Genomic DNA, 14,459 nt, shown 5'->3' with positions numbered 1-14,459 from the left:
TTTTTATTCTGCTATTGAAGTAGGAGTATCCTTTACTATTTTAGAAACTTCTTTTACTTGCCCGTCTAATGGAGTGTAATCTTCTTTTTGCTCTAACTCATAGATGCGTTCCATCAGCTCCCATTTTCCATCGGCATCTGTGTTTTCATCTGCTTCTTGGAATCGGGAAACAAACTTTTCCCACTCAGACTGCCTTGGCTTGGTCGCCAACACTTTCATTTGTTCTTCATGATCAAAATCCGCTACCGTATCCATGATCATAAATAACTGGGTGCTATGAATATAAATTTCCATATCGAGGATACCGACCTCTTTCATCCCTTCAGTAATTTCCTTCCATGCATAACCTTTCGCATGAACTTTTTTATATTCTTCAATCAGCGTTGGATTATCCGAAAGAGAAAGTGTTTTACAATATCTTTTAAATTGCATGTCTTATTTTTTTGTAGAGATAAACCTTCTATAACCAAAGATTGAAATGAAGCAGAAGCATACTAATGGTAGTAAAAATGAAATGTTTACTGATGGGTGTCCCATCACCTCTCCCATATCTACTATAGCTCCCTGAATTGGAGGCATAAGTGCACCACCTACAATGGCCATTACTAAACCTGCAGCACCGAATTCTGTATCATTATCCAAACCTTCTAGTGCTATTCCATAAATTGTTGGGAACATTAGCGACATAAATAGTGATGTTCCAATCAAGGCATACAAACCAATATCACCTCCAACAAAGATCGTTACACACATTAAGGCTACTCCACCAAAAGCGAAAATGGAAAGTAAAAGTGCTGCAGAGACAAATCTCATCATAAATGTTGCTACAAATCGACCCGTTAAGAACAATACCATAGCTATAATGTTGAAAGACTGAGCTTCTGCTTTTGAGTAACCAAGATTCTCCGCATACTGGATGATAAATGTCCAACACATAATTTGTGCACCTACATAAAATATCTGAGCGATGACGCCTTCTTTATATGTAGTATTATCTAATAACCTATTGATGGTTGCTTTTAAGCTAAAGTTATCCTCTCTTTTCTTTTCGGAAGGAATTTTGGTTACTGCTATAACTATCCCAATGATCAGTACCACTAAACCTAACATTACATAGGGGTCTCTAATCACCATCAAATCATGTGATCTTATAATCGCTTGCTCTGCTTCTGGTAAAGTCGCAAATAATGATTTACCTTCTGCTGATTTCTCGGCAGATTGTAGCTTAGATAAAATAAACTGCTGTGCTACAAACATCCCTGTAAGTGATCCAATTGGATTAAATGCCTGAGCCAAGTTTAATCTTTGTGTAGATGTCGACTTAGACCCTAGTGATAAGATGAGAGGATTAGCTGTAGTTTCTAAAAACGCTAAACCAAAAGTAAGGATGTAGTAAGAAGCTAAAAAGAAACCAAACATCTGAAATTGTGCTGCTGGAATAAACAAAAGCGTTCCTGTAGCGTACAATCCCATTCCAATCAGAATCACCGATTTATACGAATATTTCTTTATTAAAATAGCCGCTGGAAGTGCCATTGTAAAGTACCCTCCATAAAAAGCAAACTGAACAAATGATGCTTTAAAGTTCGAAATGTCCATCACTGTTTTAAAAGCCGAAACCATCGGATTTGTGATGTCATTGGCAAATCCCCATAAAGCAAAAAGGCTGGTGATCAAGACAAAAGGTACTAAGTATTTTTTCTCTACTACCTTTTCTTCTTTGGTATTGGGAGCAGGCTTTTCTACCTGCTCCTCTTTATTTAAATCAATATTATTTATTGTGATTTCACTCATGTCATTTATTGTAGAGATAAGATAATCCTATCGGTTTTATGATAAAGTCAACATTGCTTTGATAACTCCAGTTTCTGGTTTTAACCAACTGTCAAAGTGGTTAGCGATATCGGTAAATAAGACCTTGTGAGTGATCCATGGTGTAGTATCAATTTGATTTTTCTCTATCATTTCAATGATTTGATCAAAATCTGCTGGTAATGAATTTCTACTTGCCATTAACGTTAATTCCTTTTTATGGAAATAGGGATCGTGGAAAGAGAAATCTCCAGGGAATAAACCAACAAATACTATTCTACCTGCCGATGCTGTATACTGTAAGGTATTCGCCATTGAATGTTTGTTACCCGTCGCATCAATAACGACAGTTGGTAAATTACCATCAAACTGAGCTCTAATTCTTTTTTCCGTTTCAGCAACTTCCTGATGTACCTCAACTGTACCGTCTACCTGAATATTTCTATTACAGAAATCTAAACGGTCTTGGTTAATATCCATCATCACCGTTTTTGCTCCTGCTGCCATCGCAAACTGACATGCACCCATACCAATAGGGCCGGCACCAATAACAACTACGGTATCTTCTGCAGTTACTTTTGCTCTATTCACCGCATGACAACCAATACTCAATGTCTCCACTAATGCAAGTTGATCATAACTTAAAGATTTGGAAGCATGAAGGTATTTAGCAGGGATTTTAAAATATTCTCTCATCCCTCCGTCTTCATGTACTCCAAATACAGAAATATTTTCTCCGCAATTCGTAAAACCTCTTTCTACAGCATGGTCTTCTGTTTTGTTGAAGTACGGTTCTACAGAACACTTATCACCAACAACAACATTATCTACATCTTCAGCTATATCAATGACTTCAACACCCAATTCGTGACCTAATATTCTAGGGTAAGTAAAGAACGGTTGCTTGCCCGTATAGGCATGTAAATCTGTTCCACAAATACCTACTCTATGTACTTTTACTAGAGCCTCTCCGCTATTTAAAGTTTCTTGAGGTGATTCCATTTCACTGACCTCAAAAGACCCTGGTTTGTTTAGAATTATTGTTTTCATTTCATTAATTAGTTAAAGATACAGTCTGTGATTTTGTTGAATATTTCTTCCGACAAGCCACCTTGTTTCCAATAGTCAACTGTTGTTTTTATTTGTTCTGTTTTTCTAGCTCCAATTACAATTCGGTCTGCTTCAATTGTAGACATCAAATAACGTAGTGACATACCCGCTAAATCGATTCCATATTGATCAGCAATTGCTTTTACTTTAATAGCCACATCAACGTCTCTGTTTGAAATCCATTCGTTATTAGGTCTTTCTTCACAAAGTCTTTCAAATCGACTACCTAATAATCCCATGTGTAAGGCCGAAGCAGCATAATAGCGTATATCGTTCTTCTGGAAATAAGGAATGTCTTTTTCAAATGCAGACATATTACAAGCATCCATTTTCATAAACCCTGAAACCACTTCGAACAGTCCTGACTCAAAGAATGGGTAAAACTCTGGCACTGGATTTCCACCCACACCAATTTTCTTCGCATACCCTTTTTCTTTAATAAGCGACAATGTCTCAATGATATCATCTTTTTTATCATAAGGAAGTAAATGAGGCTCATGTAAAAACAATACATCTACAGCATCAACACCTATCCTTTCTAAGCTTGTTTCCATGCTTTTTAACATGGTCTCTCTAGAATAATCTAAATGAAATTCATCTGCCTTTTCAGCAAAAAGTCTCCCAATTTTTGTACTGATAAATGGTTTTTCACCCTTCCACTGCTTTAAAGCCTTTCCTAAAAACTCTTCTGCTCTATTGTATGATGGAGCAGTATCCATCGATAAGATATCATTTTCTAAAGCATATAGAATTAGATCTACAGATTCATTTTCATCTACTGGTCCCCAAACACCACCAAGGCCTGAAGTTCCTAGTACCATTCTAGTTCCATGTGAAAATGATGGATGGTCTTTATAGACATCTGCCAGAAAAGTTGGCTTAGTTAAAGTATTGATCATTATATTTTTAGTTAAATAACGTCTACAGATTTATTGATAAGTCCATAGAATTTGGCAGCATTACCGCCTAGAACTTTCTCTTTATCTTCTTCATTAGTGAAGTAACTTTCTACCACTTGCATTACTTCAGTATACTCACCTGCTAGTTTACATACAGGCCAATCCGAACCAATCATCACACGATCTACACCAAAGGCATCTACTACTATTTCAATATATTGTTGCAATTGTTCTACTGTCCAATTGTTCCAATCTGCCTCTGTAACCATTCCGGAAAGCTTACATTGAACATTGCTATAAGAAGCGATCTTATGCATATCGTCTGCCCAATTCTCAAACTTCCCGTCTTTAATTTCTGGTTTAGCAATATGATCAATCACAAAAGGTTGATTGGGGAATTTTTCTACTAATTCAACAGCATATGGTAAATGCTTAGGAAAGATCAAAATATCGTATGTTAAGCCAAACTCCTCTAAACAGGCGATACCTTTTAGAAACTCTGCTCTTAACATAAACTGATCATCTTCCTCATCTTGTAAGACATGTCTTACCCCTTTAAATCCCGAGAACTGAGAGAAATAATTTAAACGTTCTCTTACATTATGATGACTTAGATTGACCCATCCAATAACTCCTAAAATAAATGGATTTGTACTCGCTTCCGAAAGAAGAAACTGTGTCTCTTTTTCTGTCTGACTTGCCTGTACTGCTACGCAACCTTCGTACCCTGCCTTTGACATTTCTTGCCATAAATCTTGAGGTAGAAAATCTTGTTTTAATACAGACATGGAATCGTCAATCCATGAATGTTCCGTAGGAGAATACTTCCATAAATGATGGTGTGCATCTATCTTTTTCATAAGTACATCAGAGTAATATTAGACACAATTTCCCTTAAAAGATATTGTGTTCGCTTATCGTTTATTGTGATGTTACAAATGTATTGTTGACACCTAAAGATAAAAAGTTTAACGTTTGTCCTGCGTCAAAATCAAAGGTGATTTTTTTGAAATAGAAAAGTGATTGCGTAATTTGTGTTTTATAATCGGACTTAATTGAGGGGCTTACCAACTTCCACCAACATTTTTTAGTTCATAAAGTAGCAAGCAATACCATGAGAAAAGAAAGAGTAACCATAAAGGACATCGCCAAAGCATTAGGAGTTACTCCTACAACTGTGTCCAGGGCCTTGAATGGAGGAGAACGCATCTCAGAGAAGACGAGAAATAAGGTCATAGCTTTAGCAAAAGAGTGGAATTATCGACCTAATATGGTGGCCAGAAACTTACAAAACCAATCCTCCAAAACGGTAGGTGTTGTCATCCCAGAGTTTAATCATAATTTCTTCTCGGTAATGCTTCATGGCGTCGAAGATAAAATCAGAGAATTGGGATATCAGATGTTAGTGGGAAGTTCTGGTCGAGATTACGATCAAGAAAAAAGGACTTGTTTTCAAATGTCGGATGCAAAAGTGGATGGTTTACTTATTGCTTTATCACAAGATACAGAAGATTACTCTTACCTCAATGAAATTAGAAACCTAGGAATACCTATTGTCTTATTGGACCGTATCTGTGAAGATATCGATACCTCTGTAGTAATCACCGATGATTTTAATGGTGCGTTTAAGGCCGTCAATCACTTACTAGAAAAAGGGCACCAAAGAATTTTACATGTAAAAGGGGAAGAAGGCATTTCTACAACTTTTAATAGATATATGGGATATGTGGAAGCCATTCAACGAAAAGGATTGATATTGGATACTTCTTTGATCATTAATTCTGATGATAAGGCATTACTAAAAGAAGAGATTAAAGCTTCTTTTGAAAAAGAGAATCGCCCAACAGCAATTTTTACTTGTAGTGATTATTTGGCATTTGTGGTTTTAGAAACCATTAAAGAATTAGGACTTTCTGTACCTCATGATGTTTCCATAATAGGATATGCAGATGAACCTATTTCGACCTATACTTCTCCAAAGCTCTCAACGATTAAGCAACCATCTTTCGAAATGGGTAAAAAAGCGGTTGAAATTTTATTCGATTATGAAAAAGCGGATCAACACCAACATGTCGTAATGGATACTGAGATCATACTAAGAGAAAGTACAATAAATTAAAAACAAGGGGGAAGAGTTAGAAGTGTTTTGTCGGTTCATTTCAATCATCTCTATTGTTTTTATATCCAATAATTCCCCCTACGTTTTTTAATTTTAAATGTTAAAACAGTACTTTGTATGTATTTCTAAACTGATTGTCAACAATTTGGACAAGGTAGATTCCTTTAGACAAAATAGTAAGTTCAGTCAGATTACCTGATAAAGTTTGTTGCTCTATCAGCTTACCATGTATATCATATATAATGACTTCTTTTCCTTGAAGATTTGTACTTGATTTAATTGTCAAAGTTCTTGGATTAGATTTGTAAACATATACTTCATCTTTCCAATTTGAAGCACTCAATGCACCTTGCCAATATAGTACCAAAGAATACGTTTTGTTTGTTCCGTCTTGTGCAGTCACTACAATTTTTATCGTCTCTCCAAATTTGTTCTCCCCTATAATCTCATATGTTGAAGTTTGATCTTCTAGAAACACATCTATATTAGGAAAACGATTTTCTTCTAAAATTATTTTATATTCCTCAATATTAGGATCGAATTCTTTGTAAATAAGGCCATCAAAATACAATTCTGACAGGTTTGCATTACCTGATCCCATATCCACAGTAAAGTTAACAGTATACTCCAATTTATCTACACCATTTTCAGCATAAACGATAATTTCTGTAGTTCCGGGTAACCCTATTGCTTGAGAAATGGTCGCCGAAGCATTGTTATCTGATAACAAAACACTTACTTCAGGAACCATTGTCGTTCCTTTCTGCAATTCGATATCATATTCTATTTGATCTGAAGAGAACCCTTCAATTGAAATCTTATCGACAAGGATATCTTTTAGCTGAGCATCATTATTTTGTTTAACTAAGCTAATCGCCTCCCCCTCGGTAAAAAGAAGTAACTCAACAGCTGCTGTAGATGAATTCTCACTACCTAAAGTCACTTCATTATATCCATTTTTAGCATAAAAATCACCTTCAATCTTTACCTCCGCTTCTTTTATCTTATTCCAATTCTGATCATAAATAATGGCATGGTCTCCCCCTCTATATTCAATATATTGCGTATGATCCGTTACTGCAGATAACGTAGTCTCGACCATCAATTGGCTATCACCTATTTCAAAATAAGGGTTGACAATTTGTTCCTCTCCTCTCAATATTCTGAGAATAAACTGTGGTTGTTGTTGATGGTATTGATTGTCCAATTCTTTCGTATCACCGAATGCCATATTTACCTTTGGCACATACATACCATCTTCCTGTTTCATGTGGAATCGCTGCAATACAGGGTTTGAGATAATATCATCTAAAATCGTATTCGGGTCTAGACTCATCATTTGTATGGGAACCAAGTGGTAGTTGTCAGCCGTTTCTCGAAGCTCAAATGTCGTTGTTGAAGCTTTTAAATTACCCAAGTAATTATAATGAGTATCAAGGATACGTTGCTTTTGTTCATCAGTTAAACGACTACCTACATCTTTCCATTTTGGAAGTAATTCTAACAACTCCTCCGTTTTACCATAAGTCTCTAATTCATCTATTGTTATACCAAACATGGGATCTGGACGTAAAATAGAATAATTTCTACCTCCAGATGCTGCTTGTATTCCCAACATAAAGTGAGCCGCTAAAATATTAGTAGCCGCAGTATAAACACCTTTGTTAGTAGTACTGTTTCTCTCTAGTTTCAATGAAGGCCTCCCTTGGTTATGATCACCAACAGGTGCTTGCAAGTACTTTTTTGTTTCATTGATTTTATATTCCAAATATCCTGCATCTGGTTCTTTTCCATTGGAAGTTCTAACAACAACAGGGTGGTCCAACTTCTCATATACTTGTTGAGCATATTTTCTAAATCCCCATTGACCATCATATGCATGAATCTCCGCTCCGTCAAATGAAGCATTAGAAATACTGCAATCGTTTAGGAGTTCTGCATACTTTGTGGTTAATGTCTTAAATAGTTCTGAATTATTATTTGGGACATACACTTGATTGTAGGCCAACATAATTCCTTCTACTTTTTCTCCTTGAGAATGTTCCGAAGACACTGTGGAATTGATGGCTCTATTTTTCACTGTGAATTCCCAAGTACCATCATCATGGGTTGTAATTGCATCTACTTCTATTAATTCTTTTCCAATTTTTAGATAATGGTATTTAAAGAAACTCATTAACGGTATAGATAGGTGACCGAAATGATTAGAGGCATTATAAATACTTTCCGGTGCAGCTATATCATTTCTATTGGGTTTGAATAAAATAGAACTTTCCTCTTGGGTGATATTTTGTTGGAGCGTACCTTCTACCCAAGTAGCTAACTCATCAGATAAATTTTCTTTTCCATATAATGGGTCTCCTTTTCCTATACCTCCACTTACATAATGAATATTGATACTTCTTCCTTTCTGTTGTTGTTGCTGGGAATAACTTTTTAATGCTGTTTGGCTACCAAAGATGCCATCTACTTCCCAATTTAACTTGTCGTACGGCCAAAACCCTCCATGCCACATGTCAGTAAAAAAATTGACAGTTGTAACATCAGCCATTTCTAAATAGGGTTCGAACTGGGTTAATTCTTCCACATTTTCAGGACTAATATACATCACACTTTGGTCTTCAAACATTTTTTTCCAATCCTCAATCCACTGTCTTGCTGCGTCGTAGTTCCAAGTCCCACTTATCGTAGGATGTGGAATGGCCTCTTCTCCCCATGCTCTTATAATACTTTCATCCTCTTCAGACTCATTATCAAAGGTATACAAGATAAAACCGCCAAGTGAATTGTCTTTATATCTATCTCTTAAATGTTCAAATCGAGTTTCGTAGCGAGTATCTTTGTAGGTATCAATATTTGTATAATCAAAACACATTCCCTTGGTGTGCTCATCAGCAGAAAGTGTAAATTTTAAGTACGTTCCTTGGGGTAGATCACCGTAAAAATCAACCAAGTCAAATGCGAGGTAAGTGGAAGTTTCTTTTATTTCAAAAGTAGCATAATACTTCCTATCGCTGGTAGCAAAAATATATTTATCACCTGATGTATAAAACTTGTTTAATGATTTGGTGTTACCTTCTGAAAATACCAAGTTAAAACCATCATATGCTTTTAAAACTTCCTTTCCGTTTTTCTTTTTCAAAGAAGATACCACACCAATACTATTGATGGTTAACGAAAACCTTCCTGTTTCAAAAACTACATCAGAAGTAACAGTCTGAAGGTTAATCGGTAGATTTTGGTCATTTATACTTTGTGCGAAGGTCGTATTATATATAAAAAAAAGTAATACCAATAAGTAAAGACATCCTTTTGAATGTCGATTTAAAAAGTAAAATTCATTCATTTTATTTCAGTTAGAAAGTTTTATTCTATTGTGAAGATCTCTAATAAGTAATTTTGGTAAAGCAGACCCATATGGTCTTAAAAAATCATTTCTGGTTCTTATTTAAATAATAAGGCGTATAACAAAAATGCGGATTTTTGAATCGATGGATTGGTTTAAAATTTACTTTCTTTTGCTCTCATATACTTATCAAAAATAAAAGTGTGATTTACAAAAATAAAAAAAGCATAAACCCAAATAGGTTTATGCTTTAGACTTTTATATGAAATGATCTTACATTACTACTGTCTTTAATGAGAACGATTGTTTCGTATCCCACTTTCTTTCAGATAATGTTACTTTCCAAAGATTGTTACCAAGGCTTTCAATGTTCTTGATCTTACAATTTTTAGCATTACCTGCTTGAATTCCTTTTTTCGAGAAGAAGATAATATCACCTTCTTGAGCTCCAGCATCTGACAATTCTACTTTCACTCCGCTACCTTTTACTGTTAATTTTGTGATTTCGTTCGCACCAATTGAAAGGTGTAAATTAGATCCTAAAACTTTTAGTTTGTCATCTTCAATTGGTGTAAATCTTACTAATTGAGATGAATTTGAGTATAATTTTTCAGCTGTATATGTATTCGTTGCATAACCAACTACCTCATTCTTCCAGAAGTCATATACTGCACATTTTGTATCTTTTGGTAATCCTGCTTCTACAAGATTAATCGTTACATCATTTTCTTTTTCTTTATCAACGTTATAAAGATTGTATACTCCAAAGTCGCCAAACTCTCTCTTAGCAGTGAAACCAAATACCGTATTATTTGGAGATTTCCCTAACGTTAAAAGTTTAGTTTGTTCAATAACTCCTGGGCGCATGATCTCATAATTTCTCCATACCTCTTTTACATCTGGAGCATCAATAGGTTCAGAAATCATGGCAGTACCTCCTGTTAAAGCTACTGTATTGTGCCATGTATGCCACATACCTTGCTGAGGTGTATGACCTACTCTACGAGATGGTAACTTATATTCTAAGTAAGATACATCCGCGTCGTTATTCCACCACACTTTATGGAAGATTTGGAATCTTAATACTGACTCTAAACAGTGACTAAAATGAGCAGGGTGAGAATCCGGACCTACTCTAGCGGCATCGATAAAACCAATTACACCTCTAGTTGGCTGACCTAAACAAGATAAGATATACATATCATCACCTGCTGCTTCTCTATACAAAGTATATAACTCTCTGAAAGTCTGTAATCTTGTTAACTTAGGGTTATCATATACCGCTCCAATACCATTAAAATCAATCTTGATATATCCGAATCCTCTATCTCTAGCATCTTTGATGATATTGAATAAGAATTCTTTGGCTTTTGCGTTTGTTGGGTTTAACCACTTTGCTCCTGAAGGATGGAAAGGGTTAGGGTTCATGAACGATTCAATACCTTTTGCATTCTTCTGAAGGGCATCCGGGTTAGCCTTCGCAAATGGATGTTCAGGATTAATCATTAAAGGAGCAAACCAAACACCTGGAGTTGCACCAATTGCTCTAATTTCTTTAGCAACATTGGCCATTCCTGATGGGAATTTTTCATTTGCTGACCAATCGCCATCCATTTTTTGATAACCATCGTCGATTTGAATAATTCCTCTACCGAATGTATTAGGATTCTCTTTAATCGTTTTCGTTACATTCATTACATGTGCTTCGTCGATTTTCGTTGTACGATCGTACCAGCTACACCAACCATATACAGGATCCCTATCTAATTTAGCATTGTGAGTAATCGCTACCCATTTTGTCCAAACATCAATATTTTTGTCTTTATCTTCCTTAATGAAGATCATTTCCTCACTTCTTCTTACCTCACCTGGCTCAACCAATACTTGGTCCATACGTACTATAGCACGAATTTTTTGCTTAGTAACATGAACATTACAGTGAGCATCTCCAGGTCCAGTTGGTCCCAATAAGAATGAATTGTCAGTTGCCGTATTATAAAACAAACCAACTTCTTTAAAACGTTTGTCCATTTCGGCCAACGTTTCAGCATGGTGGTGCTCCATAAGAGGTGTCACTAACCAATCTTCTGGTTTAGATAAATCTACTTGACCACCGAAACTTCTATCCATACTGAACAAGTCGAAGGCTCTTAGGTAAGTATTATCCTCACTTTTGTTATGGAAAAATGCTTGGATCGTATAAGCATCTAAATTTTCTAACTCTCTTACATGAAGTTCGTAACCAAATTTACCATCAACTTCAAAATATGCTTTTGTTTGTTTGGCCTTACCGAACGGTGTATCTATAGTCGTCACTTCCACATCTCCTGTTTGAGGATTGTGAGCCATTCCAATTCTGCGAGTGTTTTTTCCATACTCTGCTACATCAAAAACGGCTGTAGAAGATCTGAATAATTTCTGAATTTGGTCTTGTGCAAATAAAGAAACTATTGGTGCCATGATAAAAAATATGGCTAATAATAAGTTTTTATTTTTCATTTCATTCTGTTTAAAAGAATTGACTTAATAAGACTGTTTTCACACTACAATTTTAGGTGTTCTCATCTTACAACCTTTGCTCTTAGCTTACAATTCTTGTTATGAATCTACATAATGAAAGATTGAGATATAATCATCAATGAATAGCTTAAAAATAAAGGTTTTTTTGAACATTTCATACCCTAATGTAAGACTAGGGCTCAATGTTATCATCCATAGGAATAGAGTAAGTTACTTCCCAAGTTTTAGATTCTGGGTTGTAATCTGTTTGCCAATAATCGTTGCCAAACTTCTCTTGGTCCTTTAGATTAATAAAATCACCATTTTTTGTAATGATCGCTCTAAATTTTTTGTAGTTAGAAATGTTCGAAATAGTCACCGGTACATAGCCAACACCATTAGAAATATCTACTACTACTTCATCATCTTCAGCATCAATCATTAGAGGTGTTCTTCTTACTAACTTCCCTTTTTTGATATTAAGTTTCTGAGTATTCTGGTAGGCTTCTCTAAACATCGGCTTCCAAGTATTTGCGGCTTCTTTCATAAACTCTTTAAAGTTTTCGTTGTCTCCATAATAACTATCGGGCTCATTAGGAAGAATGCACAACTCTATCACTGCATCAATAACATCGCCTTGATTTAAAGCTTTGATATCATGTGGGAAATTCAACTCTATCAAGGTAACATTCTTCTTGATCTTTGAACTGTAATGTACAAATGTTGAAAATTGAGGTTTTACTAATTCGCCATCAATAATCGATTTCCATTCTCTTAATACTAACCCTCTATTCGCCCAAGTTCCGTATTTATCAGGCATTGGGTTTTCTGCATTATGCATACTGGCCCAAGGTGCAGCGCCAGGAGCGTCTATGTTCTTGATTGAATATCCTGTTTTATCTCTTTCGTTTTCAATGTCTAATAAGATGCCGTATTCATTTCCATAGCCAAAGTTATTTTCATGACTGAAAGCATATGTTTCTGATCCAAATTGTGAAATTGCTAAACGGCTGAATTCAAATGTTTTATTGACCGTAAGTTCAACATGATAGTATGCTCTTAGGTAATCATTCGATCGGATGATATGTGTCGTCAGCTTGTAATCTGCTTCATCATTTTCTGTTTTACCAGTATAGACCACTTCCGACAGGTTAGGGCAATTTCTGATGTAGTTAACCTTCATCTGTTTGATCTGCTTTAGGTTACCTTCCATATCATAGTACCTTAGAAAGTCCCCTCCACCAACATTTGGTGTCCAATCATACATTTTGGGTGCGGCTACATTTTTATCTGTGCTTCTAACAAACAATGGCCTTACATCTGTAATCATAGATTTCGTTAAACCTCCATTTGGCTCATAACAGATACTTTCTCCAAATGCACCTACTGCTGTTTCCTCCCATAATTGGTGACTAGTGGCCGTTTTATTTCCCCAGGCACACAACGAAAGTTGACTATGAGATACTGCTGGTAAACTACCCCAATATCCTGATACTCTGCTTATTTCTAGCTCAACACTTTTATTAGGTGGTATAGCTACCATAGTAAAACCACGAATCCATGGTCCCATATATTTCGAATAATAGTTGTTATGCCAGTTTTTTGATAATTGAATAGGAATACCTGTAGGGAAGCCTTCTTTATCTCTTAAAATGATCGAACAGCCTGTAATGTCTTTTACGGTCTCTGATTTTTCAAATATCAATCGTTCAAATTGTACTTTGTTGGTCGTATTTTCCAAAACAAGTTGTGTACGTTCCATCCCAAATTTGGACTGCATATTATCATTTAAAGACACAACTGTTGCTTGTAGAATAGTATCTTTCTTCACTTTCAAATTATTAAAAGGACTATTTCTATCAGTTGCAGTGACTTTAATACCACCATTTTCTTGAAAAGGATGTACATAACTAAAGATTGCTGAGACCATACGGTTTTTGAGTGGTGCCTCTATTTTTATCTTCCCACCTCCCATTTTTATGGAGTTGTCTACTTGGTCAGATTTTACGTTCCAATACAAATCATTAGTACTTGAAACCAGCAATTCATGTTTGCTTTTCTTACTAAGATTGTATTGTTCTTGTGGTAACTCAAACTCAATAATTAATTTCATTTCATCCTCAGGCATAAAGTTTTCATCATACGTTAATGTGAAAGCAAAAGCGTCTGCCCAAGAAGCAATCTCTAACCCAAACTTAAACAATGGCCCATCTTCTAATTTTAACCCTGAGATAAATCGTCTCTGAAAAAATTTACCTCCTTCTACCCATTCTCCTAAGTAACTTGGGTTTGCTTCATCTCTTATTACTTTATACCTACTGCCATTATATTCCAGGTACATCGATAGAATATCAAAATCTGTCTTACTCAGTAGACGTTCCATTCCTCTATTTCTTTCAAAAGGAGCGTTACTTCTAAATTGTACCAACTTTAATTTTTTGGCATTGAAACGTAAAAAGTGATGATTGGTATGAATGTGAAACTCTTCAGTTACGCCTAATTTATCTGGGAAATACATTTGTGTATTTGTATTTGCAAAATCCCATAATTGAGGAGGTAATTGAGCTTCTAAGTTTATAGAAGTTGAGAATAATAGTATCCAGAAAGTAATAAGATATTTCACCTCGAAATTAGATAGTTTCATAGTGATGGTATTTAAAAAGTAAATTGCTGC

Annotated in this window: 9 protein-coding genes; 1 reads left to right on the top strand and 8 read right to left on the bottom strand. The window is 35.4% G+C overall.

Annotation, left to right across the window (positions count from 1 at the left end; translation table 11 throughout):
- Positions 1-3 precede the first annotated feature (3 nt).
- From HGP29_RS19195 to HGP29_RS19175, 5 genes are read right to left on the bottom strand one after another with little or no spacing between them, the layout of a single operon-like run.
- Positions 4-432 carry an L-rhamnose mutarotase gene (locus HGP29_RS19195; RefSeq protein ID WP_168884045.1) on the bottom strand — a complete coding sequence of 143 codons (429 nt, stop codon included), beginning with the start codon at positions 430-432 and terminating at the stop codon, positions 4-6.
- 3 nt (positions 433-435) lie between these two features.
- Positions 436-1,794, bottom strand: coding sequence for an L-fucose:H+ symporter permease (gene fucP, locus HGP29_RS19190; protein ID WP_168884044.1), 1,359 nt, complete (start codon positions 1,792-1,794; stop codon positions 436-438).
- A gap of 36 nt (positions 1,795-1,830) precedes the next feature.
- Positions 1,831-2,862, bottom strand: a complete 1,032-nt coding sequence (locus HGP29_RS19185; RefSeq protein ID WP_168884043.1) for a zinc-binding alcohol dehydrogenase family protein — start codon at positions 2,860-2,862, stop codon at positions 1,831-1,833.
- A gap of 8 nt (positions 2,863-2,870) precedes the next feature.
- Positions 2,871-3,821 (bottom strand): aldo/keto reductase, encoded by a 951-nt coding sequence (locus HGP29_RS19180; RefSeq protein WP_168884042.1) that lies wholly within the window; start codon positions 3,819-3,821, stop codon positions 2,871-2,873.
- Positions 3,822-3,832: 11 nt separating this feature from the next.
- Entirely contained in the window at positions 3,833-4,681 is an 849-nt protein-coding gene (locus HGP29_RS19175; RefSeq protein ID WP_168884041.1) for an amidohydrolase family protein, read from the bottom strand.
- A gap of 254 nt (positions 4,682-4,935) precedes the next feature.
- On the opposite strand from HGP29_RS19175, the gene HGP29_RS19170 reads away from it, so the two are divergent.
- Positions 4,936-5,940, top strand: coding sequence for a LacI family DNA-binding transcriptional regulator (locus tag HGP29_RS19170; RefSeq protein ID WP_168884040.1), 1,005 nt, complete (start codon positions 4,936-4,938; stop codon positions 5,938-5,940).
- 100 nt (positions 5,941-6,040) lie between these two features.
- Here HGP29_RS19170 and HGP29_RS19165 read toward each other — a convergent pair whose 3' ends face one another.
- The 3 genes from HGP29_RS19165 to HGP29_RS19155 all read right to left on the bottom strand — a co-directional run bounded on the left by HGP29_RS19165 (position 6,041) and on the right by HGP29_RS19155 (position 14,429).
- Entirely contained in the window at positions 6,041-9,286 is a 3,246-nt protein-coding gene (locus tag HGP29_RS19165) for a T9SS type A sorting domain-containing protein (protein WP_168884039.1), read from the bottom strand.
- A 273-nt stretch (positions 9,287-9,559) separates the two neighbouring features.
- A complete protein-coding gene (locus HGP29_RS19160) occupies positions 9,560-11,785 on the bottom strand; it encodes a glycoside hydrolase family 36 protein (protein WP_168884038.1) in 2,226 nt (741 codons plus the stop codon).
- A 193-nt stretch (positions 11,786-11,978) separates the two neighbouring features.
- Positions 11,979-14,429, bottom strand: a complete 2,451-nt coding sequence (locus HGP29_RS19155; protein ID WP_168884037.1) for a hypothetical protein — start codon at positions 14,427-14,429, stop codon at positions 11,979-11,981.
- Between the last annotated feature and the right edge of the window lie 30 nt (positions 14,430-14,459).

The organism is Flammeovirga agarivorans (assembly GCF_012641475.1).
GTDB classification, from domain to species: Bacteria; Bacteroidota; Bacteroidia; order Cytophagales; family Flammeovirgaceae; genus Flammeovirga; species Flammeovirga agarivorans.
Note: the sequence above shows the minus strand (reverse complement) of the source record. Positions and strands in the feature narration are given on the sequence as shown.

Bases quoted from the DNA above. Each gene is read 5' to 3' on its own strand.
- HGP29_RS19175 (WP_168884041.1), bottom strand. From the start codon at position 4,681: ATGAAAAAGATAGATGCACACCATCATTTATGGAAGTATTCTCCTACG.
- HGP29_RS19195 (WP_168884045.1), bottom strand. From the start codon at position 432: ATGCAATTTAAAAGATATTGTAAAACACTTTCTCTTTCGGATAATCCA.
- HGP29_RS19160 (WP_168884038.1), bottom strand. From the start codon at position 11,785: ATGAAAAATAAAAACTTATTATTAGCCATATTTTTTATCATGGCACCA.
- HGP29_RS19180 (WP_168884042.1), bottom strand. From the start codon at position 3,821: ATGATCAATACTTTAACTAAGCCAACTTTTCTGGCAGATGTCTATAAA.
- HGP29_RS19170 (WP_168884040.1), top strand. From the start codon at position 4,936: ATGAGAAAAGAAAGAGTAACCATAAAGGACATCGCCAAAGCATTAGGA.
- HGP29_RS19155 (WP_168884037.1), bottom strand. From the start codon at position 14,429: ATGAAACTATCTAATTTCGAGGTGAAATATCTTATTACTTTCTGGATA.
- HGP29_RS19185 (WP_168884043.1), bottom strand. From the start codon at position 2,862: ATGAAAACAATAATTCTAAACAAACCAGGGTCTTTTGAGGTCAGTGAA.
- fucP (WP_168884044.1), bottom strand. From the start codon at position 1,794: ATGAGTGAAATCACAATAAATAATATTGATTTAAATAAAGAGGAGCAG.
- HGP29_RS19165 (WP_168884039.1), bottom strand. From the start codon at position 9,286: ATGAATGAATTTTACTTTTTAAATCGACATTCAAAAGGATGTCTTTAC.